Annotated in this window: 21 protein-coding genes and 1 pseudogene; 11 read left to right on the top strand and 11 right to left on the bottom strand. The window is 72.8% G+C overall.

Going from position 1 to position 26198, the window contains the following annotated elements:
• Positions 1-36 precede the first annotated feature (36 nt).
• Positions 37-618 carry a TetR family transcriptional regulator gene (locus ACIQU4_RS19665; RefSeq protein ID WP_403731980.1) on the top strand — a complete coding sequence of 194 codons (582 nt, stop codon included), beginning with the start codon at positions 37-39 and terminating at the stop codon, positions 616-618.
• Between the two features lie 255 nt (positions 619-873).
• Positions 874-1653, top strand: coding sequence for an alpha/beta fold hydrolase (locus ACIQU4_RS19660; RefSeq protein ID WP_403731977.1), 780 nt, complete (start codon positions 874-876; stop codon positions 1651-1653).
• 34 nt (positions 1654-1687) lie between these two features.
• Here ACIQU4_RS19660 and ACIQU4_RS19655 read toward each other — a convergent pair whose 3' ends face one another.
• Positions 1688-2206, bottom strand: coding sequence for an adenylate kinase (locus tag ACIQU4_RS19655; protein ID WP_403731974.1), 519 nt, complete (start codon positions 2204-2206; stop codon positions 1688-1690).
• A gap of 170 nt (positions 2207-2376) precedes the next feature.
• On the opposite strand from ACIQU4_RS19655, the gene ACIQU4_RS19650 reads away from it, so the two are divergent.
• A complete protein-coding gene (locus ACIQU4_RS19650) occupies positions 2377-4638 on the top strand; it encodes a sulfatase-like hydrolase/transferase (protein WP_403731972.1) in 2262 nt (753 codons plus the stop codon).
• Positions 4639-4724: 86 nt separating this feature from the next.
• Here ACIQU4_RS19650 and ACIQU4_RS19645 read toward each other — a convergent pair whose 3' ends face one another.
• Positions 4725-5999, bottom strand: coding sequence for an MFS transporter (locus tag ACIQU4_RS19645; RefSeq protein ID WP_403731970.1), 1275 nt, complete (start codon positions 5997-5999; stop codon positions 4725-4727).
• Positions 6000-6144: 145 nt separating this feature from the next.
• Here ACIQU4_RS19645 and ACIQU4_RS19640 point away from each other — a divergent pair, with 145 nt between their 5' ends.
• Positions 6145-6651 carry a MarR family winged helix-turn-helix transcriptional regulator gene (locus ACIQU4_RS19640; RefSeq protein WP_403731967.1) on the top strand — a complete coding sequence of 169 codons (507 nt, stop codon included), beginning with the start codon at positions 6145-6147 and terminating at the stop codon, positions 6649-6651.
• Positions 6652-6760: 109 nt separating this feature from the next.
• On the opposite strand, the pseudogene ACIQU4_RS19635 reads toward ACIQU4_RS19640, so the two are convergent.
• The 6 genes and pseudogenes from ACIQU4_RS19635 to ACIQU4_RS19610 all read right to left on the bottom strand — a co-directional run.
• A pseudogene (locus tag ACIQU4_RS19635) lies at positions 6761-6859 on the bottom strand (TetR/AcrR family transcriptional regulator); the annotation flags it as partial.
• Entirely contained in the window at positions 6820-6954 is a 135-nt protein-coding gene (locus ACIQU4_RS19630) for a hypothetical protein (protein ID WP_403732133.1), read from the bottom strand. The gene ACIQU4_RS19630 and the pseudogene ACIQU4_RS19635, both read right to left, overlap by 40 nt.
• Positions 6955-7014: 60 nt before the next feature.
• Positions 7015-7482: an ATP-binding protein gene (locus ACIQU4_RS19625; RefSeq protein WP_403731964.1), complete on the bottom strand. Its 468-nt coding sequence runs from the start codon at positions 7480-7482 to the stop codon at positions 7015-7017.
• 102 nt (positions 7483-7584) lie between these two features.
• Entirely contained in the window at positions 7585-8535 is a 951-nt protein-coding gene (locus tag ACIQU4_RS19620; protein WP_403731961.1) for an anti-sigma factor RsbA family regulatory protein, read from the bottom strand.
• Positions 8532-8969, bottom strand: coding sequence for an STAS domain-containing protein (locus ACIQU4_RS19615; protein WP_403731958.1), 438 nt, complete (start codon positions 8967-8969; stop codon positions 8532-8534). Before ACIQU4_RS19615 ends, ACIQU4_RS19620 begins: the two co-directional genes overlap by 4 nt.
• A gap of 8 nt (positions 8970-8977) precedes the next feature.
• Positions 8978-9913 (bottom strand): SigB/SigF/SigG family RNA polymerase sigma factor, encoded by a 936-nt coding sequence (locus ACIQU4_RS19610; RefSeq protein ID WP_403731956.1) that lies wholly within the window; start codon positions 9911-9913, stop codon positions 8978-8980.
• 221 nt (positions 9914-10134) lie between these two features.
• Here ACIQU4_RS19610 and ACIQU4_RS19605 point away from each other — a divergent pair, with 221 nt between their 5' ends.
• The 3 genes from ACIQU4_RS19605 (at position 10135) to ACIQU4_RS19595 (ending at position 16557) form a co-directional block, all read left to right on the top strand.
• Entirely contained in the window at positions 10135-10494 is a 360-nt protein-coding gene (locus ACIQU4_RS19605) for an STAS domain-containing protein (protein ID WP_403731953.1), read from the top strand.
• A gap of 77 nt (positions 10495-10571) precedes the next feature.
• Positions 10572-14042 (top strand): HAMP domain-containing protein, encoded by a 3471-nt coding sequence (locus tag ACIQU4_RS19600; protein WP_403731951.1) that lies wholly within the window; start codon positions 10572-10574, stop codon positions 14040-14042.
• A gap of 91 nt (positions 14043-14133) precedes the next feature.
• Positions 14134-16557, top strand: a complete 2424-nt coding sequence (locus ACIQU4_RS19595) for a SpoIIE family protein phosphatase (RefSeq protein WP_403731948.1) — start codon at positions 14134-14136, stop codon at positions 16555-16557.
• A gap of 18 nt (positions 16558-16575) precedes the next feature.
• Here the strand turns inward: ACIQU4_RS19595 and ACIQU4_RS19590 are convergent, their stop codons facing one another.
• Together ACIQU4_RS19590 and ACIQU4_RS19585 are read right to left on the bottom strand one after the other, a co-directional pair.
• Positions 16576-18135 (bottom strand): mucoidy inhibitor MuiA family protein, encoded by a 1560-nt coding sequence (locus ACIQU4_RS19590; protein WP_403731945.1) that lies wholly within the window; start codon positions 18133-18135, stop codon positions 16576-16578.
• A 7-nt stretch (positions 18136-18142) separates the two neighbouring features.
• Positions 18143-20269: a DUF4139 domain-containing protein gene (locus ACIQU4_RS19585; protein ID WP_403731944.1), complete on the bottom strand. Its 2127-nt coding sequence runs from the start codon at positions 20267-20269 to the stop codon at positions 18143-18145.
• A gap of 205 nt (positions 20270-20474) precedes the next feature.
• Between ACIQU4_RS19585 and ACIQU4_RS19580 the strand changes: the two genes are divergently transcribed.
• The 3 genes from ACIQU4_RS19580 to ACIQU4_RS19570 are packed head-to-tail and all read left to right on the top strand — an operon-like array spanning position 20475 to position 24021.
• Entirely contained in the window at positions 20475-21890 is a 1416-nt protein-coding gene (locus ACIQU4_RS19580; RefSeq protein ID WP_403731943.1) for a uracil-xanthine permease family protein, read from the top strand.
• Positions 21887-23314 carry an amidohydrolase family protein gene (locus tag ACIQU4_RS19575; protein WP_403731941.1) on the top strand — a complete coding sequence of 476 codons (1428 nt, stop codon included), beginning with the start codon at positions 21887-21889 and terminating at the stop codon, positions 23312-23314. The genes ACIQU4_RS19580 and ACIQU4_RS19575 overlap by 4 nt, the downstream gene beginning before the upstream one ends.
• A complete protein-coding gene (locus tag ACIQU4_RS19570) occupies positions 23311-24021 on the top strand; it encodes a TSUP family transporter (RefSeq protein WP_403731940.1) in 711 nt (236 codons plus the stop codon). The genes ACIQU4_RS19575 and ACIQU4_RS19570 overlap by 4 nt, the downstream gene beginning before the upstream one ends.
• Here the strand turns inward: ACIQU4_RS19570 and ACIQU4_RS19565 are convergent.
• Positions 24005-25051, bottom strand: coding sequence for a LacI family DNA-binding transcriptional regulator (locus ACIQU4_RS19565; RefSeq protein WP_403731938.1), 1047 nt, complete (start codon positions 25049-25051; stop codon positions 24005-24007). The two genes, ACIQU4_RS19570 and ACIQU4_RS19565, sit on opposite strands and share 17 nt — an antisense overlap.
• 206 nt (positions 25052-25257) lie before the next feature.
• On the opposite strand from ACIQU4_RS19565, the gene ACIQU4_RS19560 reads away from it, so the two are divergent.
• Positions 25258-26094, top strand: coding sequence for a class I SAM-dependent methyltransferase (locus ACIQU4_RS19560; RefSeq protein WP_403731937.1), 837 nt, complete (start codon positions 25258-25260; stop codon positions 26092-26094).
• Positions 26095-26198 lie beyond the last annotated feature (104 nt).

Here is a 26198-nt window from a genome sequence, read left to right as displayed (position 1 = left end):
GAACCTCTAATTGAAGTGGAGAGTACTCTCTGATTCATGCCGAGACCACCCCGCTTCGACGTCGGCGAGCTCCTCGACGCCGCCGTCCTCCTCGCGGCCGCCGGCGGCCCGGCCGCAGTCACCATGTCCGCCGTCGCCCAGGCGGTCGGCGCGCCCAGCGGATCCGTGTACCACCGGTTCCCCGGGCGCCCCGCACTGCTCGCCGAGGTGTGGCTGCGTACCGTCGAGGGTTTCCAGGAGGGCTACCTCGCCGCCCTCGACGGCGACCCCGAGCCCCGCACGGCCGCCCGCGCCGGCGCCCGGCACGTCGTGGCCTGGAGCCGGGCCCACCCGCGGGAGGCGGCGCTGCTCCTGTACGGCGCCGAGGAGTTCGGCCGGGCCGGCTGGTCCGAGGAGCACCGGGAACGCGCGGACCGGGGCAACGAGAGGGTGTTCGCGCGCCTCGGCGTGGTCGGCGCGGCCCTCGGCCTGACCGGGCCCGAGGGCCGGGACCGGATCGTCCTGGCCCTGATCGACCTTCCGCTCGGAGTGGTCCGCCGCCCCTTGCGGGCAGGCCACCCGCTGCCCCCGCACGCCGAGGACCTCGCCGAGGAGTCCGCGGCTGCCGTGCTCGGCTGACGGGGTGTTGCAGAGGGCTGGGCTCGGGCCGAGTCGAGTCGCCGCTGACCTGCTGATGTACGAAGTTGTGGACGAAAGCGGGTGGGGTGCCTCGGCCGATGCCCGACTGCCGATGCCCGACTGCCGATGCCCGACTGCCCATGCTCGACTGCCGGTGTCCGCTCAAGGGCCTGTACCGGGGGATCGACGGCGGTGCACCTGACTCCGGTGGCTACTCTCGTCTCTTCGTCGATGTCGACTGCAGGGGAGCAGACCGTGCGCAGTGCCGCCGTGACGCCCGAGGGTGACCAGATCCGCTGGGTTGAGCTGCCGGGGCAGGAGCCGTCACGCGTCTACGTGCATGGTTTGGGCGCCACTTCGCCCGCCTACTTCACGGAGGTTGCGGTCCACCCTCTGCTGGCCGGCCGCCGTTCGCTGCTGATCGACCTGCTCGGTCATGGCATCAGCGACCGGCCGGCAGGTTTCGACTACACACTGGAATCCCACGCGGATGCACTCGCGGTGGCCCTGACCTCCGCAGGCGTCACCGGCGCCGAGCTGATCGCCCACAGTATGGGAGGCTCGGTGGCGATCGTCCTGGCTGCCCGGCATCCACGCCTGGTCTCCCGATTGGTACTGGTCGACGCCAACCTCGACCCGATCTCTCCCCTGCCCGCCTCTTCGGGCAGCAGCGGCATCGCCGCGTATTCCGAGCAGGAATTTCTGGCGTACGGCTGGGAAGAGGTCCGCGACCGGGCCGGCTCCCACTGGTGGTCCACGATGCGCCTGGCCGGCCGTGAGGCCCTGTATCGCAGCGCGGTGCACCTCACCCGCGGCACGGTTCCCACCATGCGTGAGCTTCTCCTGGACCTGAAGATCCCCCGCACCTTCCTGCTGCCCGAGGCCGACGGCCCGCTCCCGGGTGCGGACGCACTCGCCGAGGCGGGGGTGTCCGTAGTCGCGATCCCGGACTGCGGGCACAACATCATGCTGGACAACCCGGAAGCCTTCGCCCGCGCCTGCGCGGCGGCGCTCGCGGACCGAGACCAGGAATAGTCGGCAGGAATGGTCGGGCCCGCGCCCCACCGGATCAGAGGGATGCCAGCCAGGCTGCCGTCTCCTGGGGGTGGCCGAAGCGACAGGTGTGGAGGGGCGCGAAGCGGGGATCGTGGACACGACGCTCGACTTCGCGGCGGCGGGCCCCGTGTTGGGACCAGGCCCACCAGGCGGGGTGTTCCCGGCTCAGCCAGTCCGTCCAGGTTTCCCTGTTGCCGCCGAACAGGACCTCGCGCGTGACGGTGCGCCGGAAGGACCGGCGCAGAATGCGGGGCATGACGACGCGCTTGGGGTAGTCCAGCCAGATCACGGTGTCGGCCCGGTCCCACAGCAGTTCACGGACTTCCGGATAGCCGTAGGAGTCGATGATCCAGCGAGGGCCGGCGGTGAGCTTCGACACGTCCTCGGCCAAGTTGCTGTTGATGGCCCAGTTGGGGCCGTTGAAGTACAACGCGTCCATCTCGTGGCAGGGCAGGCCCAGACGACTGCTCAAGGTTTGGGCGAGCGTGGATTTGCCTGCACCGGTGACACCCACCACCAAGATCCGTTCCACGGTCGCACCCTATCTCGGCACCATGGGAGGAACGCTCCCGTGCTGATCGCGGGCAGCGCCGCTCAGGCGCCGGCCGGGCTGTCACACGCTTTTAATGCCAGGTGCATGGCCATCAGGCCGGCGCTCTCCGCATGATCGAACTCCCGTCCGCGAGAGCCGAGGAGCCCCTGATGTCCACCCGCCGCCACTTCATCGCCGGGTCCGCGGCCACCCTCGGCCTCGCCGCGCTCCCTGCCGCGCCGGAGGCCCGGGCGGAAGCTCAGGCAACCCAGGCAACCCAGGCAACCCAAGCCGCCACGACCGCCGCAACCGCCACGACCGCCGGTACGGCGACTCCGAACCTCGTGGTGATCCTTGCCGACGACCTCGGCTACGGCGACCTCGGCGCGTACGGCCAGAAGCTGATCACCACACCGCGCATCGACCGGCTCGCCGCCGAAGGCCTGAGGTTCACCGACGCCTACTCCACTGCCGCGGTCTGCGCGCCCTCCCGCTGCTCGCTGCTGACCGGCCTGCACACCGGGCACTCCGCAGTCCGCGCCAATCCCGACGGCGCCCCCGGCGCGCTGAAGGCCGGGGACACCACCTTCGCCGAGGTGCTGCGCGCCCGCGGCTACCGCACCGCGGTGATCGGGAAGTGGGGCTTCGGGCCGGAGGAGGGGAACCAGCCCAGCCACCCCAACTCCCGTGGTTTCGAGGAGTTCTACGGATACATCGACCACGGGCACGCGCACGAGTACTACCCGCAGTACCTGTGGCACAACGGTGCGAAGGAGACGATCGCCGCCAACGCGGGCGGCGCGAAGGGCGCCTACGCCCCCCAGCTCATCGAGCAGCGCGCACTGGACTTCATCGGCGACCACGCGGCCGAACCCTTCCTGCTCTTCCTCGCGCCGACCGTGCCGCACGCACCGAGCGACATCCCCGACGTCGGCGCTTACGCCTCCCGTACCTGGACCCAGCAGAACAAGGGTCACGCCGCCCAGATCACCTACTTCGACTCGCTCGTCGGGAAGGTCACCGACCGGCTGCGCGCGCTGGGCATTGCCGAGAACACCGTCGTCCTCGTCACCAGCGACAACGGCCCGCACGAGGAAGGCGGGGTCGACCCCGACCTGTTCGATGCGAACGGCCCGCTGCGCGGCTACAAGCGCAACCTCTACGAGGGCGGCATCCGCGTCCCGCTGATCGCCTGGTCCCCGGGCCGGATCGGGGCGGGGACCAGCGACCGTCCCACCCCGCTCACCGATGTGCTGCCGACTCTGGCCGAGCTGGGCGGCGCACCCGCACCCGCCGACATCGACGGACTGTCGGCCGCCACGCTGCTCGCCGGAAGCCCGAACGCCGCACGCCACAACCACCTGTACTGGTACCGGGACGAACGCGGCGTCACCAGCCGCGCCAACACCGAGGACGGCGGCCGCGCCGGCTGGCTCGCCGAGGCCGTACGCAAGGACAACTGGAAGGCCGTGCGGTTCGCGCCCGTCAGGGACCACGCGCTGCCCGACGCACAGTGGCAGGTCGAGCTGTACGACCTCGCCTCCGACGCCGGTGAGCAGCGCGACGTCGCGGCCGTCAACCCGTCCGTGGTGACAGGCCTCGTCGCCCTCATGCGCTCCTCATGGGTGGACACCTACGTCCGCAAGCCCTTCGGAGTCCGCGCGCAGATCCAGGGGCCGGCCGTGCCCGGTCAGGCCTTCACGGTGACGGCGACCCTGGGAAACGGGTCGGGCAAGCCCTGGACCCGCGCACTCCTCGCGCTCCGCGCCCCCGCGGGCTGGCAGGTGCAGGCGACCGCCGCGACCGGCCAGGACCTGCTGGCCGCCGGAGCGGCGCTGAACACGTCCTGGCGGGTCACCCCGCCGGCGACGGCCGCCCCCGGCACGCAGTGGCCGCTCGCCGTCGACGGCACGGCGCAATCGCCGACCGGGCCGCTGCGCTACTCCGCCACGGAACAGGTCTCCACGGTGCCGGCGGCGCCGGTCGCCGATGCCTACCTGAGCGATCTCGTGTGGGTGTCGGCCACCAACGGATGGGGTCCGGTGGAACGCGACCGGTCCAACGGGCGAAACGCGGCCGGGGACGGTACGCCGATCTCGTTCGGCGGAGTGACCTACGCCAAGGGCCTCGGCGTCCATGCACCCTCCGAGATCGTCTACCACCTCGGCGGAACGGCGGACCGTTTCACCGCGCTCGTCGGCATCGACGACTTCTCCACGAACCAGGCCGCCACCGGCGCGACGAAGGCCTCGGTACGGGGCGACGGCAAGGTGCTGTTCACCACCGGCAAGCTGACCGGCGCGGGCGGACCCGTGCAGGTGGATCTGGACGTACGCGGGGTGAAGCTGCTGCACCTGGTCGTCGAGGACGCCAATGCCAATTCGGCGTTCGACCACACCTCGTGGGCCCTCGCCCGGGTGACCGTGCTCTGAGCGGCAGAGCCGGGCGTCCGCCAGACCTTCCGAGAGCGCGGCACCGGTGTCGAAGAGGGGACTGGGGGTTTGCGGCCCGCTGCGGATCAGGAGCCGAGTACCAGGGCCGCGGCGACCACCGGGCCGAAGGCGCCGCCGAGCTGGTAGCAGAGGGCGAACAGGCCGATGGCGGTGGGCCGTTGGGCCTCGGGGGCGCCGGCCGCGGCGTGCATCGAGAGGCAGGCGTTGGCGCCGGTGGCGGCGAAGACCCCGCCGACGGTGGCCGCGAGCAGGAGCGGGCCCCAGTCGGAGAACGCAGCGGCGGCAGCGGCCAGGGCTCCGACGCCGATCAGGACGGCCAGCACGGCCGGGCGGCCCATCCGGACCGAGGCCGCGGCGAGCAGCCAGGACAGTGCCGAGCCGACGAGCAGTGCGACCAGCTGGCCGGCCCCGGCGGCGCCGGTGTCCCAGCCGGCGCGGTCGCCGAGCAGCCGCGGCACCGCGAAGAGCAGCGTGAAGTACGACCCCGACAGGACGAGCGCCAGCAGGCCCGAGGTCAGGAAGACCGGAGTGCGCAGCAGGGCGGCCGGGACGAACCCCTCCGGGCGGCGGCGGATGTGCAGGGCGAGCAGGACCGCGGCGACGAGAGCCGCGCCGATTGCGGCCAGCGGGGCGTGCGGGAGCGTGACAAGGGCGGTGGCCAGCACGGTCAGCAGGGTGGCGCCGCGGCCGTCGAAGCGGTCGGAGGAGGGCGTGATGGCTCCGGCGTACCGGATCACAGCGGGCACGGCGAGCACCGCGACCACCGACACGGAGAGGGAGAGCCGCCACGAGACGGAGTGCGCGAGCTGTTCACCGAGGAGTGGGCCGGCCGCGCCGAGCATGCCGAATCCGGCGCTGATGACGCCCATCCGGCGGGCCGTGCCGGCCAGGCTCATCGCCGACGCGACCAGTCCCGCACCCCCCGCGGCCTGGGCCGCCCGGCCGGCCAGGGTGAGCGGGAGCCAGGGGGAGACCGCGACGAGGAGGGTGCCGACGAGGACGAGGGCGGAGGCGAGGCGCAGCACGGGCCGCAGACCGGTGCGGCGCAGGAGTCCGGCGAGGAGCGGGGTGCCGACGGCCATGGCCCAGGCGAAGGCGGAGACCAACCAGGACGCGGTGGAGGTGGACACCCCGAGGGAGCGGGCCATGTCCGGGAGGATCAGGACCGGGGCGTTGGCACCGGCGGCGATAGGGGTCGCGAGCAGCGCGAGCCAGAAGGCGGGGACGGGCCCGCGGGTCGCCGGACGGCCGGGGGCGGCCGGGGCTCCCGGTGCGCGGGTGGCGGATGTGCCGGTGTCGGCACCGATGCCGGCGGCTGTGCTTGCGGGCGCGGTGGTCATGGCGCCGCTCCAATCCATCTGAAGGCTAACAATCTGAACGTTAAGATAAAATCATCAGAAGCCCCTGAACGTCAAGTGTCTTAACGTTGAGGTATCTGGGTTATGCTGGGTCCGGCGCGAGCGAGTGACCGAGGCGGAGGACCTGATGAGTGACGCGGTGGACGTGATCGTCGGCCAGTGGGTGGCGCAGCGGCCGGACCTGGCGGACGAGCTGTGGCCCATCGAGGTACTGGCACGGATCCAGCGGATGAACCGCATCATCGAGAAGCAGCTCAAGGCCTTCGTGGCCGAACGCGACCTCGAGGTCGGCGAGCTGGACATCCTTACGACGCTGCGGCGTTCGGGCCCGCCGTACACGCTCACCGCCGGGGCGCTCATCCCGGCCGCGATGGTCACCTCGGGGGCCATCACCAACCGCATCGACCGGATGGAGGCCAAGGGCCTGGTCGAGCGGATCCGCGACGGCCAGGACCGCCGCTCGGTCCGCATTGGCCTGACCGACCGGGGCCGCGAGGTCGCGGAGAAGGTGATGGCGGAACACCTGGATCATTTCGCCTCCCTCCTCGCTCCCCTGGACCGCGACACCTGCGACGCGGTGGCCTCGGCGCTGCGTACCCTCCTGGAATCCCACGGGGACGGCTCGGTCGGCTAGGGCCCTCCGGGCGCTGTGTCAGGTCGCCCCCACATATCCGGCCACGCCGCGTTCGCACCACTCCGGCGAGGCGAGGGGCATGGGGGAGCCCGCTCACGTCACTCCCCGGTCAAGCCAGGAGGCCGTCCATCAGGGCTCGGAGCCCGTCCAGGTGGGTGTCCTCGGCGGTCAGTGGTGACCAGCGGTCAGCGACCTGATGTCGATCAGGTCGACGTAACCGCTGACCGTGCCGGCCCCCACGTACAGGGTGCGCGTTCCGCGGATGGCGTCCGGCAGGAACGCCGCGTCCTTCTCCAGGTCCACGACCACCACCAGAACGGCCGCGATCCGCCCCCACCACGGGCGCCGCGAGCCGCCCTCGGGTCAGCGGGCGGTGGGCCTGCCCGAGGTCAGCCGCGATGCCTCGATCTCGGCCCAGACGGCCTTGCCGTGCTCGTGGGTGTGGGTGCCCCAGCGGTCGGAGAGGCGCTGCACGATGTAGAGGCCGTGTCCGCCCGGGAGTCCGCGCTGCGGGGACGGGTGGCGGCGCGGCAGTGCCGTCGAGCCGTCGAAGACCTCGATCCGCAGGACCTCACCGGCCGAGACCACGAGTTCGATGCAACCACCGGCGTGCAGCGACGCGTTGGTCAGCAGCTCGGACACGAGGAGCAGGGCGTCCTCGGAGGTGTCGGTGCCGTCCCAGCCCCAGTCCAGCAAGGCATGGCGCGTGAAATCGCGGCCCTTGGCGACGTGGCCGCGGACGCCGGACAGGGCGAGGCGACGGCGCTGCACCACGGCTGAGGGCGGCCCGACGTGCAGTGGTTCGCCGGTTCCCGGTCCGATGGTTTCCACTGTGGTACCTCACCCCCACCGTTGACTCTGGTCTCTCCGCTCGCGGGGACCCTTGTTGCCCCGCCCGAGCATGGCCGTGACAGTTTAGGGGACCCGCCGGTCTCAGGAACATGTCATGTGCATCCTCAGAGTGAGGCCGCTGTCCGAGGCGCGGATCTCGACCAGGTCGCACAGCTGATGGATCATCCACAGACCGCGGCCACCGTCGACCGATGCCAGGGAGGGGCGGCGGCGCCCCGCCAGCGGATCGGGCAGGTGGCCGTCGTCGCGGATCTCGGCGACGACACCTGCACCGGCGGTGTTCCACAGCCGCAGGGAGCCGCTCCCGCCGCCGTGGGCGAGGGAGTTGGCGGCGGCCTCGCTCACCGCGAGGATCAGATCGCCGCGCCGGCCCGTGCTCAGGGCCGTGCCGCGGGCCCAGGTCTCGGTGTACGCGCGTACCTCGCCCAGCTCCCCGCAGGCGTACGCGAACCGGGGCACACCCCCGTCGGGCTCGGGAAGCGGGCCGTCGCAGCCGGCGCAGACGGCAGAGGCGTCGGCGTACTCCGGGCTGAGCCGGTTCTCGCCCTCCGCCATCACGGTGGGATGGGTGCGCCGGGCATCGGACACCACCGCGGCCGGCAGGCCCAGGACGTCGTACGGGCACAGGATGGTGGCGCGCCGCCCCGCGAAGGCGGTGTTGATGAGGGCCTCGTGACGCGTGGCCTCCAGCACCTCGGCCTGTGAGCGGCCGGGCCAGATCGGCTCGCCCACGATCCGGGCCGCCCGGCCCGCGTGCCGGTCGGCGAAATCCTGCAGGGCGGCCAGGATGCGACCGGGATTGCGGCCCAGCCGTGTCATGTCCGCCCAGGTGACCTCGGCCGCGACGACGTCGAGGCTCTCGCGCAGGGCGTCCAGCCGCGGGCCGGGCACGGCCACGAGCACCGGCTCGCCGGCCGCGAGGGCGGCCCGTACGAACCCGCCCACTCCTGCCAGGTATTCCGCCCGGCCCCGGTAGAAGAGGGCGGGGTGGACGAAGCCCCCGGGCGCGGTGGGCGCAGATACGTTCATCATGCTGCGACCTCCAGCGCGGCACATTCGTCCGGGAACATCTCCACTACCTTGCGGAGCGAGTACGGCGGGTGGTGGAGAAGCAGACGGCGGCCCTGTCCCTTGACGGTGGCGTTCGCCCGTACCAGGGCGGCGACGGCCGCGGCATCGAGGAAGGCCACGCCGGAGAGGTCGAGATGGACGACCGGGCCGGGGATCCGGGTGACGACGCCGAGCGCCGCGGACAGGACGGGCCGGGTGTCGAGGTCGCAGCTGCCGCACAGCAGGGCGCCGGGACGGTCGCGCAGCGGCTGGGCGGTGAGCGGCCGCCGCGTACCCGTCCCGGCGTTCGCGGCGTTCGCGCACCGTACGACGGCGTCCGCCCACGTCACATCGTCGTACAGCGCCTGCGCGCCGACGGGCGGGACGGACCCGTCGTTCCGGTGAGCCTGGGGCATGTGGCTGCCTACACCGAGAGCATTCCGGCGCGCAGCCGGGCCAGCGTCCGCGACAGCAGGCGCGAGACCTGCATCTGCGATATGCCCAGTTCGGCACCGATCTCGGCCTGCGTCCTGTCCTGGCCGAAACGCAACTGCAGGATCAGCCGGTCGCGTTCGTCGAGCTGCTCCAGCAGGGGCGCGAGGGTGTGGAACTCCTCGAAGAGCTCCATGGCGGGGTCGACGTCACCGAGACGGTCCGCCAGGGGCCGTGTCGTCCGGCTCGTCGAGGTCGCGGGCTCGTCCCCGTCGGCGCCGGTGGTGTCCAGGGAGCCGCTGGTGTAGCCGTTCGCGGCGACCAGCCCGTCGATGACCTCCTCCTCGGTCAGTTCGAGGTGGTGGGCGACCTCCCTGACCGTCGGCGCCCGCCCCAGGACGTCGGTCAGGGACTCCTGGGCCTTGGCGAGCTCCGTACGAAGTTCCTGGAGCCGGCGCGGTACGTGCACGGCCCAGGTGGTGTCGCGGAAGTAGCGCTTGATCTCACCGGTGATGTACGGCAGGGCGAGCGTGGAGAACTCGACCTCGCGCTCGGGGTCGTAGCGGTCGATGGCCTTGATGAGACCGATGGTGCCCACCTGGATGATGTCCTCGATGTCCAGACCCCCGCCCAGCACCCGGGCGCGGAAGCGCCGCGCGGCGAACTGCACGAGGGAGAGGTTCATCTCGATCAGGGTGTTGCGGGTGTACTGGTACTCGCGCGTGCCTTCCTCCACGCTGCGGAGCCTGACGAAGAAGAGCCTCGAAAGCTCGCGAGCGTCGCCGGGCGCCACCTCCCGGGGGTTGTCCACCTCGGGCAGCGCCACGTCCTGCGGTGGGGCCCCCACGGTCCTGTCGGCGGGTACAGAGGGCGTGATCTGCACGTCTGTTGCACGAATGGGGCCTACGGCGCTGGCCGAGCGAGACATGGTGGCCGTTCCCTCCCGATTGACTGACCGCTGCCCGGGCGCTCATGCCCCGGCTTCTCGTTCTTACACGGCCCGCGCGAGATCTTTCTTCCGGAAGCCCGCCGGGGCGGCCGAGCCGGCCACCGGGTGCGGTGTGCCGCGGTCCCGGCGCTTCCGTACGGCCGCTGGGCAGGCATACTCCCTAGCGGAGGACGTAGAGGTGACGATCCGGGGAGGCGGACATGACCGGAGCAGGGGACACGCACCACGAAGGCGTGGTCGGGGACGGCTACCCGGCCGGGGCGGCGTGGGTGGTGGCCGCGTACGGGGAGCTCGACCAGGACACGCTGGCCCCTCTGGAGGAGGCCCTCGCCGCCGCCGCGGACCGGCACCGGCTGGTGGTGCTGGACGCCCGCTCCGTCACCTTCGGCGACTCGTCGTTCCTGAACCTGCTGCTGCGGGTGCACCGATTGACCGCCCTGCGCATCGCCGCCCCCGGGGATCAGCTGCGCCGCCTCTTCGCCCTGACGGGCGCGGACACGGTCCTGTCCCTGTACCCCGGCGTCGAAGACGCCGTCGCCGGGTCGGCCGGCGGGTCATGACCGACGCGGTGGTGCCATAGGGTCCTTCGGGTCGGCGTCAACCTTCGCCGACCGGTCGTGTGGCGAGGGGTTGACGGATGTCTGAGCGGACGAGCCCGGAGTCACCGAGCAGTTCGCCGGGGTTCGAGGGCGGGGACGGGATCGGCGAAGCGGAGCTGCGCCGGCTGCTGGCCGGCCTGACAGCCGTACGGGACGGGGATTTCCGTACCCGGCTGCCCGATACGTCGGACGGACTGCTCGGCGAGATCGCCACGGTCTTCAACGGGATGGCCGACCAGTTGTCGCTGGTCACGTCGGAAGTGACGCGGGTGGCCCGCGAAGTGGGCACCGAGGGCACTCTGGGCGGCCAGGCCGACGTACCCGGAGTCGGCGGCGCCTGGCTGGATCTCACGGATTCGGTCAATTTCATGGCCGGAAACCTCACCGACCAGGTGCGCTCCATCGCCCAGGTCGCCACCGCCGTGGCCAAGGGCGACCTCTCCCAGAAGATCACCGTCACCGCGCGCGGGGAGATCCTGGAGCTGAAGGAGACCATCAACACGATGGTCGACCAGCTCTCCGCCTTCGCCGGGGAGGTCACGCGTGTGGCCCGCGAGGTCGGTACCGAGGGCCGGCTCGGCGGCCAGGCCGACGTCAAGGGCGTCTCCGGTACGTGGAAGGACCTCACGGAATCGGTCAACGTCATGGCCGACAACCTGACCGCACAGGTCCGTTCGATCGCACAGGTCACCACCGCGGTGGCCCAGGGCGACCTGACCCAGAAGATCCGGGTGGACGCGCGCGGGGAGATCCTGGAGCTGAAGGAGACCATCAACACGATGGTCGACCAGCTCTCCGCCTTCGCCGCCGAGGTCACGCGCGTGGCCCGCGAGGTGGGCAGCGAGGGCCGGCTCGGCGGCCAGGCCGAGGTGGAGGGCGTCTCCGGCACGTGGAAGCGACTGACGCAGAACGTCAACGGACTGGCCGGGAACCTCACCCGCCAGGTACGGGCCATCGCCGAGGTCGCCAGCGCGGTCGCCGAGGGCGACCTGACCCGCTCGATCACGGTCGACGCCTCGGGCGAGGTCGCCGAACTCAAGGACAACATCAACTCGATGGTCGGTTCCCTGCGGGAGACCACCCGGGCCAACCAGGAACAGGACTGGCTCAAGTCCAACCTGGCCCGGATCTCGGGACTGATGCAGGGCCACCGGGACCTTTCCGTCGTCGCCGCACTCGTCATGGACGAGCTGACACCGCTGGTCTCCGCCCAGTACGGCGCCTTCTACCTCGCCGAAGACCGCCCCGGCGGTACCGTGCTGACCCTCGTCGGCTCGTACGGCCGCCCCGCCGGCACCGGCGAGGCCACCGGCTTCGCCCTCGGCGAGTCCTTGGTCGGACAGGCCGCGCGCAATCACCGGATCATCGCCACGGACCAGGTCCCCGGCGACTACGTCATCTCCTCGGGGCTGGGCCGCGCCACACCGGGCAGCCTGATCATCCTGCCGATCGCGGCGGACGAGCAGGTCCTCGGAGTGATCGAGCTCGCCTCCTTCACCGCCTTCACCCCCGTACACCGGGACTTCCTCGGCCAGTTGACGGAGACCATCGGCGTCAACGTCAACACGATCGTCGCCAACGCCCGCACCGACGAGCTCCTCGGGGAGTCCCAGCGGCTGACCGGCGAACTCCAGGCACGTTCGGCGGAACTCCAGGTGCAGCAGGAGGAACTCCAGCGCTCCAACGCGGAGCTGGAGGAGAAGGCGGCCCTCCTCGCCAGCCAGAACCGCGACATCGAGGCCAAGAACCTGGAGATCGAGCAGGCACGGCAGGAACTGGAGGACCGGGCCCAGCAGTTGTCGCTCGCCTCCAAGTACAAGTCCGAGTTCCTCGCCAACATGAGCCACGAGCTGCGCACTCCGCTCAACAGCCTCCTCATCCTCGCCCAGCTGCTCGCCCAGAACCCCACCCGCAACCTCAGCCCGAAGCAGGTCGAGTACGCGGGCGTCATCCACTCGGCGGGATCCGACCTGCTCCAGCTCATCAACGACATCCTGGACCTGTCGAAGGTCGAGGCCGGAAAGATGGACATCAACCCCGAGGCGGTGTCCCTGCCGCAGCTGCTGGAATACGTCGACGCCACCTTCCGCCCCATGACCACGCAGAAGAGCCTCGACTTCACCGTCACCACCGCCCCCGACGCCCCGGACGCCCTGCGCACCGACGACTCGCGGCTGCGCCAGGTCCTGCGCAACCTGCTGTCGAACGCAGTCAAGTTCACCGAGCGCGGCGGCGTCGAGCTCCGGATCGAACAGGCGACCGCGCCCGAGGTACCCGCCGGGCTGCGCGGCCACGGACCCGTGGTGGCCTTCCGCGTACGGGACACGGGCATCGGCATCCCCGAGCAGCAGCTGGCCTCCGTCTTCGGCGCCTTCCAGCAGGCCGACGGCACCACCAGCCGCAAGTACGGCGGCACCGGCCTCGGCCTCTCCATCAGCCGCGAGATCGCCCAGCTCCTCGGCGGCGCCGTCACCGCGGAGAGCACACCGGGACAGGGCAGCACCTTCACCCTCTACCTGCCGGTCAAGGGGGCGGAGCACGAGAAGGACCCCCTCCCCGACGCTCCGGCGCCCGCCCCGCACGGCGCCGCCGCCGGGTCCGCGGAGCCAGGTCACGCGGGCACTCCGGTACTGCCGCGGCAGCGGCAGGCCCGCCGCCTGCTGGTGATCGAGGAACGCCAGGGCGGACTGCTCTCCCTCGTCGCCGAGAGCGCCGACCGGGACTTCGCCCCCAGCCACCGCCCGGCCGGGGACCTCGGAGGCATCCAGGTCGTCGGCGTCACGAGCTCACGGGAAGCCGCCGCCGCCCTCGCATCGGATTCCTTCCACTGCGTCGTCCTCGAACTCGACATGCCCGACGGCGAGGCACTGCGCTTCCTCGACGCCCTCGACGGAGACCCGGCGCTCTCCTCCCTCCCCGTCCTCGCCCACAACAACCCCCGTCTGAACACGGGCCAGGAGACGGCGCTGCGGGAACGGGCCGCGTCGCGCCGCCTGGAGCTGCTGTCCAGTCTGGACGAGCTCCGTGAACGCATCGTGCTGCACCTGTCCGCGGACCAGCCCGGGGACGTACTGCCCTTCGCCCACGCGGGAGCGGATGGAGCGCAGACCCCCGCCCACGTGCCCGACGACGGCCTGCCCGGACGCACCGTCCTCGTCGTCGACGACGACGCGCGCAACCTGTACGCCCTCAGCGGCGTGCTCGAACTGCACGGAATCCGCGTGCTCCACGCGGAAGACGGGCGCAAGGGCATCGAGACGCTCATCCGCAACGAGGGCGTCGACCTCATCCTGATGGACGTGATGATGCCCGAACTGGACGGGTACGCGGCGACCGCCGAGATCCGGCGCATGCCGGCGCACGCCGGCCTTCCCATCATCGCGGTCACCGCCAAGGCGATGCCCGGCGACCGGGAGAAGAGCCTCGCCGCGGGAGCCAGCGACTACGTGACCAAGCCGGTCGACGCCGACGACCTCATAGCCCGCGTCCGGCACTGGCTCACGCGATGACCGCAGACCCGCCGACCCCGTCCGCCCGCGCAGCCACCCCACGGCCCGGCCATCACGAGCGGGACCGTCCCAGCAAGGAGCCGGAAGCACCGTGAGCACCCCCGACACACAGCCGCACGGCGATGCGCGGGCACCGGAAGCGGTCACCGAGGAGCCTTGCCGCAAGACGATCCCGCACCAGGCCCCGACCCCCTTGGGCCGCCTCGTCGCCACCGTCGAACGGCTGCGCGGCGAGGTGCAGGCGGCGCACGCCGCCGCGGACGGCAGGGCCCTGGTCGAACTGGCCAAGGGCATCCTGATCGGACAACTCAGCTGCACCCCCGCCGCGGCGGCACGGCAGCTGGACGAACTGTCCCGCGAGACCGGGCTGTCCCCGCTCGACCTCGCCGCCGACATCGTCAACCAGGCCGCCCGCGACCACGTCAGCGAGGTCGCCGCCGAGTTCGTCGAGCGGACCGGCACGCTCGGCCCGGCCAAGCCGTCCACCAGGGTGGCGGTCCGGCTGCGCACCGCCGAGAGCGGGATGCTGGCCGCCGCCGACGACACCCAGGCGGTCGCCGAATCCCTCCTGACGAACGCCTTCAAACCCCTGGGAGCGATCGCCGTCGCCGTGTGGACCGCGGCGCCCGACGGCTCCTTGGCCCTCGCCGGGTACGCCGGATTCCCGCCCGGGGAAGCCGCGCGCTGGCGCCACGTCCCTCCGGGCGTCTCCACCGTCGCCCGCCTCGCCCTGCGCGAGCGCCGACTGGTCACGCTCGCCCGCCTGCAACGCGAAGGACTGCCCTCGATCGCGCACCTGCACTGGCCCGACGGCGGACGGATGGCCGTACCGGCCGGGACGGGCGGCCGCATCCACGGCGTCCTCGAAATCTGCTGGCCACAACCCCTGGCGCCGCAGCCCCCGCAGATCGAGCGCCAGGTCGAGGCCCTCGCCGAACTCTTCGCCCGCACCATGGACGCCTCGGCCCCGGGCGATCCCGACCTCCCCGAAGCGGTACTCCCGGACGTCTCGGAGCTGACCGACCTCGCCGAGGGACTGCACGACCCCGCCGTCATCCTCACCCCCGTGCTCGATCCCGAGGGCCGGCTGACCGACTTCCGCATCCGCCACGCCAGCAGCCGCTTCGTCGACCCCGCCGGACGGCAGCGCGCCGACGTGAACGGCGCCCTGCTGCTGGAGGCCTATCCGATGGCCGCCGGCGAGAACGGGCTGTTCGACATCATCGAGCGCGTGCACGCGACCGGCGAACCCTTCAGGGCCGAACGCATGAGCCTGACCGCGCTCGTCGACCAGATCCCGCTGACCTCGGTCGCGGACATCAGCGTCAGCCGGCACGGCGCGGCCGTACTGCTGATCTGGCGGATCGAGGACGAGACGGCACGCCTGGCCGACCTCCTCCAGCACGCCCAGCGCCTGGGCCGGATCGGCGGCTTCGAGGAGAACCTCGTCACCGGCGAGATCACCTGGAACGCCCAGCTGTACGCGCTGCACGGCCTGCCGGCCGGCGCCCCGCCCGTACCGCTGCGGGAACTGCCCGGCTACGCCCATCCCGACGACTCCGCCGCCCTGGGCCGCTTCCTGCGGGCCGTCCTGAGCTACCGCCGCCCCGCATCCGTCGATCTCCGCCTGCGCAGGTCCGACGGGATCACCCGCCACATCCGCGTCGTCGCCGAGCCCGTCCTCGACGCCGACCGGCGCCTGCACGCCGTCCGCGGCGCCTACCAGGACATCTCCGCCCAGCACTGGACCGAAGTCGCCCTGGCCGCCACCCGGGACCAGCTCGCCCACACCGCGGCCGAGTCCGCCGAACGCAACCGCCTCACCCTTCAACTCCAGCACGCCATCATGCCGCCCACCCCGCCGGCCGTCGAAGCCCCGGGCCTGCGCGTGGCCGTCCGCTACCGGCCCGCGGAGTCCGAGTCGCTCGTCGGCGGCGACTGGTACGACACCGTGGTCCTGCCCTCCGGGCTGATCATGCTCTCCGTGGGAGACGTCGCCGGACACGGCATCGAGGCCGCCACCGGCATGGTCGTCCTGCGCAACGCCCTGCGGGGCCTCGCCGTGACCGGCGCGGGCCCCGCCCAACTGCTGTCCTGGCTCAACACGGTCACCCACCACCTGGCGAAGCACGTGACGGCCACCGCCGTCTGCGGGCTCTTCGACCCCCGTACCCGGGTGATGCGCTGGGCGCGCGCCGGCCACCTGCCACCCGTGCTCGTCCGCGGCGGCGAGCCCGAAGTCTTCCCGCTCATCGAGGGCCTGCTCCTCGGAGCCCTGCCGGACGTCACCTACATCGAACGGGAGATCCAGCTGGAGCCGGACGACACCCTGCTGATGTTCACGGACGGGCTGGTGGAGCGGCGGGACTCCTCGGTGGAGGACTCCCTGGGACACCTCGTGAGCGCGGCGGCCTCCGGGGTCGGCGACCTGGACGACCAGTTGGACCGCCTCCTCGCCGAGAGCCGCTCCGACACGGACGACGACACCTGCGTCATCGGAATCCAGGTCGGCTGACCCCGCCGGCGCGACGCGTCAGAGGCCCGCCACCTTGGCGCTCGCCGAAAGCTCGTAGACCAGGGTGACCGTGCGCCGGCCGCCGGGCGGGAGCGCGACGTCCCAGCGCGCGATGCCCTCGGCGTCGACCGCGGCGGGCGCGGGGGAGCAGGCCTCCTTGCGCAGGCGTACCTCCACCGCCGAGACCTCCGAGACCGGGATCCGCTCCCGTACGACGACCACCCGTTCGCCGTGCTCCGCCGGCGCGGAGAACCGGGACAGGTGCAGGCGGACCGTGCGGGTCACCACGGTCCGCTGGCTGATTCCGGCGGTGGTCCGGGACTCCTCGGCCTCCCGGACCACGCTGTGGTCGTCGCAGCTGCCGAAGGCCAGTACGACCGGGGCGCCGGGCGCGGTGAAGTCCAGCGTGCCGCGGCCACCGAACCCGCCGGCCCGGACCAGGTCCACGGGACCGGCGAGCAGCGCGTGGCCGGACCCGTTGTCGAACCGCACCGCCTGGGAGACCAGCGGGGACAGCTCGGGCGAGCAGGCGTACTCGCTGCTCGCGGGCGCGGTGAACGCGGACAGCGGCACCCGGTGGGCGCGCCCGTCACCGGGTACGGAGACCGCTGCGGGCGAGCCCAGCACCCGCGCCTCACCGCCGTCTTCCACCCCCGGCAGGCCGAGCACCGGGGCCGGGCCGATGTCCCCGATCGCCTCCTCGCGCAACTCGACGTCGACCGAACGGCGTTCGGCGGCAGTGCGGTCGCCCAGCATCAGCCGGTCCTCGCCGAGCCGCGGCGGATCGGTCGCCAGCGCCGACCGGGCCGTCGACAACGTCAGCCGTACGTCGGACCAGTCCTCGCCGGTGCGCTGCCAGACCATCGCATCGGTCTCCAGCGTGAGCCGGTCGCCGTCGAGTACGGCCCGGTAGGCGGGCCGCCACAGCGCACACGGGGTGAGGTGGCTCAGGCGCAGCCGGACCGGCCCGGCGGCCGAGGCGTCCACGGTCAGCTCGACATGGCCGACCAGCTCGGCGGGTTCCGTCCCGGAGCGGGCCATGGCCCGCCGGACCGCATCGAGTTCGGTATCGAGCGAGACCAAGCGAGCCTGGACCGAGCGGAGTTCCTCGCCGAACTCGTCGCGCTCACCGTCCACCCGGTCCAGTTCGCGGGCCCAGCGGGGCCCGTCGCTCTCCCCGGAGCCGGCACCCTCACCGATGTCCCGCAGCAGATCGGCGGCGAGGCGGCCGAGCACGTCGAGACGGGCGTGCAGCCGGTCGCGCCGCTGCTCCACGGCGTGCCGCTCGTCTTCCAGCTCGTGCACGCGGCGGCGCAGGGCGGAGTCGTCGGTGGACGGCAGCGGTCCGCTGGGCGTCCAGGTGCGGACCATCCGTACGTCGAGCACGGCCGCCGGGTGATCGGCGGTCAGCTCGGCATGGAGGGTACGGTCGACGGCCAGTGCAGTGACCGGTCCGAGACGCAGCCGCTGGACTCCGGCCTCCAGGTCGAGCACGGCGGTGCGCTCGACGTGGGCCCGGTCCTCCAGACAGGTGACCGCGGTGACGGGGAGGGCGATCGGCGTGGGGGCCGTGGACATGGCTGTGTCAGCTCCTGCGGTTGCCGCCGACCAGGCCCTTGCCGGCCGGGATGCGGATCTCGTAGCCGCCGTCGAGGGCGGTGGTGGCGCCGGCGGGCAGGTCCACCCGCCAGATGCGGGTTCCCGGTGCGTGGTGCTCGGGCCCCGCACCCTCCTCGGGTGCCGTCCAGTCGGCCCGTTCCTCGATCCGGACGTCCGGATCGGTGGTGACCGGCACCCGCTCGCGGACCTCGACCGTGACGGGCCCGGCGAGCCGGTTGGCCAGCTCGACGTGGACGCGGTGGTCGAGCACGGTGGTGTTGCCCCGCAGGCCCGCGGTCGACTCGTGCAGGTTCGTACGGCGACTGACTGCGATGCCCTCGGCCGGCCCGAGCCCCACCCGGCGGACACCGCCGGGGGCGAGCGTGGGCAGGGCGGCGGTCAGCAGGAACTCGCCGTCGACGGTGACCTCCACCGGGCCGGCCAGCAGGGCCTGGTCGGTGGCGTTGGAGAGCACCAGCGTCGCGTACACGGTCTGCTCGACGGACGGCACGCAGAGGTACTCGGTGCGCAGACCGATGGGGATCTCGCCGACGGTGACGGTGTGCCAGGTGCCGTCCGAGGGAATGTCGGCGCGGGCGGCGGCATCGAAGCGGTGGTCGAAGGATCCCGCCGACTCGCGGGGACGCACGGCGTGTCCGGGCAGCGGCAGCGCGGCCACCGCCTCGGCGCGGCGCCGGTGTCCGGCCGCGACCGGGTCGAAGGGGGCGTCCGGGAACAGCCGGCCCCGGCGACCGCCCTGCTCGTCGGGGCCGCACAGGACGAGGGCGGCGTAGTCGAGTTCGGCGCCGCTCGGCCGCGGCGGACCGGCCGGCGGCGTGGGCGGTGGCGGTGGCGGTGCCCCGCCGGGAGCCGCGGGGGCCATCGGTGCGGATGCCATCGCGGCGGGGGCGGGCCCGGCGAAGCCCGCGCCGCCACCGCCCGGCCTGCCGGCGGCTCGTGAGCGGGCCGGTGGTGCGGGGGCGGGCACGGCGGCGCCGAAGCCGGAGGCGCCGTCCGCGCCGCCGGGTACCGGGAACGCGGCGGGCGGCGCACCGTAACCCTGCGGTGCCGGCGGCGGTACGGGAACGGGGGGCGGCGGTGGAACGGGACCGGGCGTGGAGCCGGCCCCCACAGCCGGACGCGCGCCGGCCGCGGGTACGGGGGCCGGGGCCGGACGGGGGCCGGCCGCCTCGTACCCGGCGAACAGGCCGGCGAGCCCCGCCGGAGGCTCGCGCCAGCCGGACGGTGCGGGGGCGGGCTGACGGCGTCCGATCCGGAGCGAGCGCAGCTTCGGGAGGTCGGTGCGGCGCCGGAGGTCGGCGGTGGCCAGGGCGATGCGTACGCCGCTCCAGTCCTCGCCGGTGCGCTGGGCGACCGAGGCGCGCAGCAGGAGACGGCCGGCGCCGTCGCCCTGACGGTGGGTGAGACGGTAGGCCGGCACCCAGACGGCGCCGGGCACCGCGTACTCCAGTTCCAGTTCCAGCTCCAGCTCCGGTTCCTCCGCGTCCGTGGCGCCGTCGAGGGTCAGCACCGCGCAGACCGTGGTCTCCACATGCGCCGACGGTGCGTCGGTGGAGGCGCGGGCGAGCCTGTCCGCAGCGACGGAGAGCTCGTGCTCGACGAGGCGCTGCGCCTCCTCCAGTTCGACGAGACGCGCGTGCAGCCGTGTCAGCCGGGCATCGACGAACTCGGCGAGCTCCAGCCACGCGTCGACCGGAGTGCGGCGGTGCGGGTCCCCGCGCCTGCGCTCCGGCGGCACCGGGTGCAGACCCCTGACCTCCTCGATCAGGCCCAGTTGGCGCTCCCGGCGGCCCTGCGCCGCCGCGCACTCCTCGCGCAACCGCACGACCTCGCGCCGCAACGCGTCGGGTGTGCCGGCGCCGAGGGGCTCGGCCTCGACCTCCACCCGGGCCTCGGTGACGCGTACTCCGGGGGTGTTCAGGACGCGGGCCCGCAGGGATCCCGGGTCCAGCGAGCGGGGCAGTCCCGTCACCCGCAGCCGGGCGTCGGGCGCCATGCTGCCGCGGACCAGGCGGCGGCAGACCGCCCCCTGTGCGTACACCACGACCGAATCGAGGGTCGAACCCCACGTCCGTGCCGTCTTGTTCGTCATGTGCCCCGCCCCGCCCCCGTCGCGCCCGTGCTCAGCGAAGCCTACGCCCGATGGCTGCCCGCGCCGGTTGCCGGAACCCTTGACGGCCGTCCGGGGCCCTCACATACTGACGGCCAAATCGATTTGGCCAAATCGATTTGGCTCCCCGTCCAGGGCCGGATCGCGGCTGAACTCATGCGTGTCGAACGCCGATCGGAGCTCGAACGTGTCAAGTCCCCGCCACACCATTCCCGGTACCCACCAGCCCCCGACGCCGCAGCCGCCCGACTCCCACACCGGCGACCCCGAAGGCGGCCACCCCGTCGACGAGTCCCGCCCCCTCGCCCGGATCCTCCTCTTCGGCATCCAGCACGTCCTCGTCATGGCGGCCACACCGATCTCGGCGATCTTCCTGATGAGCGCCACCCTCCGCCTCGACCCGCACCTGACCGTCAACCTGCTCTCCGCGGCCTTCGTTCTCTCCGGCGTCGGCTCCCTCATCCAGTCGCTCGGGCCCTGGAAGTTCGGGCCCCGGCTCCCGTTCGTGATGCTGCCGGGCGGCGCGCCCCTCGTGCTCTTCCTCGCCATCGCCGAGCAGCACGGCCTGCGCACGGCCACCGGGGCGGTCATCCTCACCGCGCTCTTCTCCTTCGTCGTCCTCCCCGTCTTCTCGCGGCTGCTGGCCTTCTTCCCCACCCTCGTCATCGGCACGATGATCGTCATCGTGGGCGTCAACCTGGTGAAGGTCGGCGCCCTCCTCGTCACCGGCCGTCCCGGCGAGCCGGGATTCGCCGATCCCGCGCATCTCGGGCTCGGCATGGCCACGATCGGGTTCACCGTCGTCTTCTACCTGGTGTCCACCGGCATCGTGCGCCGGCTGGCCGTCATGCTCGGCCTGCTCGCCGGCACCGTACTCGCGGCAGTCCTCGGCGCCGTGGACCTCGGCCGCGCAGCCGGCGGCGGCGTGTTCAACGCCCCGCAGCTGCTGCCGTTCGGCTCGCCGCGGTTCGACCTCGTCGCCGCACTGCCGCTGATGCTGTACAGCCTCGCCTCCATGGCAGAGGCAACCGGGCAGACCGTCATCAACGCCGAGGCCGTCGGCAAGGAGATCGACCGGCGCACCGCCGTCCCGAAGACCATCAGGGGCGACGCGCTCACCTCCCTCGCCGGCGGATTCCTCGGACTGCCACTGATGGTGACGAGCGGCGAGAACATCGGGATCGTCCGCGTCACCGGCGTGCGCAGCCGCTTCGTCACCGCCGCGGCCGGCATCGTCCTCATCGTCATCGGCTTCCTCGCACCCGTGACCCGCGCCGTCAGCGTCATCCCGTCCGCGGTCATCGGCGGCACCGCCATGGTCGTCTTCGCCGTCATCACGGTGCTCGGCGTGCAGATGCTCGGCCGCTCGGACCTCGACCAGCACACCAACACCTTCGTCTGCGCCGTCGCCCTCGCGCTCGGCCTGCTGCCCATCCTCATCCCCGGCGTGTACGCGGGCCTCCCGCCGAACCTCCGCATCCTCCTGGAGAGCGGCGTCGCCGTCGGCGCGTTCGTGGCCGCCCTGCTCCATTTCCTCTTCCACCACATCAGGCCCGGCGTCGCCGCGCGCGTCGCCGCAGCCCGTACGGAAAGCGACCGATGAACCAGCTCATCCACGACCCCCGCGACCTCCACGCCCCCCGCGACGTACTTGAAGGCCCCGGCCCGTTCCTCCTCGTACCCGACGCCGTGCTGCTGCCCGAAGGCCCCTCCGACGGCACGGCGGTCATCGTCGCCGACGGCACCTTCCGGGCCGTCGGACCCGCCGAGGAGCTGGGGCGCACGCACCCGCGGCTCGACCCCGTACGGCTGCCCGGCCACCTCCTGATGCCCGGCTTCGTCGATGCCCACCACCACCTCACGCAGAGCTTCGGCTCCGCGCTCGCCTACGGGGAGCCGTCGGAGATCTTCCGCCGGGTCTGGGTGCCGCTGGAGGGCGCCCTGGACGAGGAGTCGGCGTACACCGCGGCGAAGCTGGCGGCGCTCGAAGCGCTGCGCGGCGGGTTCACCACCGTCGCCGACGCCGGCAACCGCACCGGCGTGGACGTCGACGTCGTGGCCTCGGCCACCCGCGACGCGGGCATCCGCTGCGTCCTGGGACTCGTCTGCGACGACGCCGACGCCGACGCCGCGACGGACGGCCCCTCCGTGCTCGACGGCGCGGGCGAGCACCTGGCCCGGTACGACGGCGACCCGCTCGTCCACGCCTCCCTCGCCGTCTCCGTCCCCGAGGCGGCCACCGACGCCACCCTCCGGGGCACCGCCCGGCTCGCCGCGGAAGCCGGGGCCACCGTGCAGATCCACGTCAACGAGCACCTGGCCGGCGTCGAACGCTCGCTGGTACGCCACGGCATGCGCCCGATCGAGTACCTGCACCACATCGGCGCGCTCGGCCCGCAGCTGCTCGCCGCACACGCCACCCTGCTCACCCCCCGCGAGATGACCCTGCTCGCCGACACGGCCACCGCCGTCAGCTACAACCCCGTCGCCAGCGCCTGGAAGGGCAACGCCGTCGCCCCGGCCACCGCCATGGCCGAGCGCGGCATCCGCTTCGGGCTCGGCACCGACGGCACCCGGGGCGACGGGTTCCGGCTCGCCGACGCGGCCGAGTTCGCCCAGCGGATCGCATACGGCCTGGCCACCGGCGACTCCTCGTGCGGCGCGGGATGGACCTGGCTCGAACACGCCACGCGCGGCGGCGCCGACGCCGTCGGCCTCGCCTCCCGTACCGGCACCGTCGCGGCGGGCCTGGCCGCCGACTTCCTCCTCGTCGACGTCACCAACCCCGAACTCGCGCTGTCCTGGGACCTGCCGTGGGAGCTGGTACGACGTGGCAACCGCGACCAGATCACCGCCGTGTTCGTCGAGGGCCGGATGCGCCTGTGGCGCGGCCGGCCCACCGGATGGGACGGTCCCGCACTCGTACGGCGAGCCGCCGAACTGGCCCGCGTCGCCGTGGAACGGGCCCCCATCACCCGGGCCCACCCCACCTCCACGGCGGCCCGCGAGCGGAGCACTTCGCGATGAACCCCGCGACGCTGACGGTGCTCGCCCTCACCGTGGCCCTCGCCGCCTTCGTCCAGGGCAGCAGCGGGCTCGGCTTCGCCCTGATCGTCGCCCCCGTGGCGGGGATCCTCGATCCGGGCCTGCTCCCGGTGTTCGTCCTGGCGTCGATGATCCCGCTGAATCTGTACGTCGCCTGGCGCGAGCGGGCCGCGCTGGATCTGCGGGGCGCCGGCTGGATCACCGCCGCCCGGCTCGCCGCGACCCCCGGCGGGCTGGCACTGCTCTGGCTGATACCGGACCGCAGCCTCGGCCTGTTCGTGGGCATCGCCACCGTCCTGGCGGCGGCGGTGAGCCTCGCCGCACCCGCGTTCACCCCCGGCCGCGCCGCCTACGTCGGGGCGGGCGCGGTGACGGGGCTGACGGAGACCGCGACCGGCGTGGGCGGCCCGCCGCTCGCCCTGGTCTACCAGCACCGGCCGCCCGCGGAGCTGCGCGCCACCGTCGCCGTCTGCTTCCTCATCGGTGAAGTGGCTTCGCTGGTCCTGCTGTTCGCCACCGGGCAGGGCCGTGTTCAGGACCTGGGCTCGGCCGTCCTGCTGCTTCCGGCGATCGCCGCCGGGGCGTGGCTGAGCCGGCTGGTGCACCACCGCTTGGACGCCCGCAGGATGCGCCTGTTCGTCCTGCTGTTCGCCCTGGTCTCCGGTGTGGTCCTCATGCTGGGGGTGTGACCCGCAGCGAGGAGGCGCGTACGACCAGCCGGGGCGCGGGCGCCGCCGCCACCGACACGGCGGGCGCCGCCCCGCCCCGCAGTCGTCCCAGCAGCAGCTCCACCGCGTCGGCCGCCGCCCGGTCCAGGTGCAGGTCGACGGCGGTGAGCAGCGGATCGCAGGTACGGGCGCGCAGTCCGTCGTACCGGGTGACGACCATGACGTCGTCCGGTACGGTCCGCCCGCTGTCCCGGATCGCCCGGACCGCACCGACCGCGAAGGCGTCCACCAGCGCGCAGACGGCGTCGATGCCGGGATGCTCGGCGAGCAGGGCCGCGCAGCGCTCGTATCCGGCCTGCTCGCCGCCCGCCTCGGGGGCGGTCGCCACGACCGGCGGCCAGCCGTGCTCCGCGGCCATGCGCCCGTAGGCTTCGCGCGCGTCGACGGAGGAGTGCCGCTCGCCGGACCCGATGATCAGCGCGGGCCGCTCGGCACCCTGCTCGCGCAGGTGGGCGAGGAGCATCCCGGCGACGAGCCCGCCGCGCAGGTCCACGTACGGAGCCTGCTCGTCCGGGGAGACGGGCCTGCCGAGCGCCACGTACGGCAGCCCGCGCTCCCGCAGCCGGGCCGCCGCGGGGTCGTTCACGTCCGGCTCGACGACGATGGCCCCGTCGATGTCGACGGAGTGCAGCCCGGAACCCGACTGGACGGGCGGTACGAGTACGAGGGCGTAGTCGTGCAGCAGGGCGCTCTCGGCCGCGGCGGCGGCGATCTCCATGTAGAACCCGAGCCGGGAGGGCCCGCCGGCCACCGCGAACGGCATCGAGGAGGCGAGCGCGATGGCCTTGGCCTGCCCGTGCCGCAGCCGCTGGGCCCGAAGGTTGGGCCGGTATCCGAGCTCGGCGGCAACCTGCTTGATCCGCTCCCGGGTGCGGGGGTCGACCTTGCCGAGCCCGTTGAGGGCGTGCGAGACCGTCGTGCGCGACACCCCGGCGACGCGCGCGACATCGGCGATCGTCGGAGGCTTGGGGCCGGGACCGGACGCGGGCATCTGCGCGGACTCCTCACGTGTTGCGGACGGGTGACCCCGCCATCCTCGCCGACCCGCACGACGAAAGCGCCTCCCGGGTCGGCCAATGATCCCCCAGGACCCGCGCCTTCGGCCCGCATGCCGGGCGGGTCCTCTGTCGCGGCGGGGGCCCACACGCCACACTGGAGACTCCGGGGCGAAACGCCCCGTCACGAGGAGGCGGTGCGGTGTTGTCGGGGACCCCTGCAGAACAGCCCGCTCCGGTCGTGCGGCCCGAGGTGTGGGAGACGTACGGGCCGGCCGATCTCAGCGCCGTGCCGGTGTTCGCCGGAGGGTTCATCAACTTCGGCTACTGGCAGGCGGTCGATCTCGAACGGCCGCTGTCCCAGGGTGACCGGATCCGCAGCGAGCAGGACCTCTACCGGCACGTACTCGACGCGGTCGGACCCGCGGGCGGTCGGGCCGTGGAGATCGGCTGCGGTCTCGGCCTCGGGTGCGCCCTCGCCCTGGAGGAGTACGGGCCCACGGAGATGACCGGGGTGGACATCCACCCCCAGCAGCTCAGGCGGGCCCGCGAAGCGAACTCCCTTCTCCTCGAAGCCCGGCCGTCCCGGCTGCGCTTCGTGCTCGGGGCGGCGGAGAGCCTGCCGCTCGGCGAGGCCGAGTTCGACTGCCTGTACAGCGTCGAGGCCGCCCAGCACTTCCCGGACCTGTCCGCGTTCGCCCGGGAGGCGGCGCGGGTACTGCGCCCCGGCGGGCGGGTGGCGGTCGCCAGCTTCTTCAGCGTCGAAGGTGCGCCCGCGCCGGCGGAACGGCTCGCGGGGCTGCTCGATTCGTTCGCCAGCGGCCTGGACATCGCCCGGCCCGTTTCCCGGCTCGACGAGGCCCTGACGGACGCCGGTTTCGTCGACGTACGGATCGCCTCGATCGGTCCGCAGGTCTGGCCCGGCTGGGACCGCTGGCTCGCGCGCCTCTGGGAGCCGGGCACCTGGCCCCGGAACTTCCTGGCCGCCTGGGAGCAGCAGATCCTGGACTACTACCTGGTCACCGCCACCCGTCCGTAAGACACCCCCTGGCCCACACATCAGACAGGCGAGCAACTCTGACCGCAGGCACTTCCTTTGGGCCCGGTACCGCTCAAACTCACACACCTCACAGGTCACCTGAG

Origin of the sequence: Streptomyces sp. NPDC090741 (assembly GCF_044769045.1) — a bacterium.
In the GTDB taxonomy this organism is placed as follows: domain Bacteria; phylum Actinomycetota; class Actinomycetes; order Streptomycetales; family Streptomycetaceae; genus Streptomyces.
This window is presented reverse-complemented; position numbering and strand designations above follow the sequence as displayed.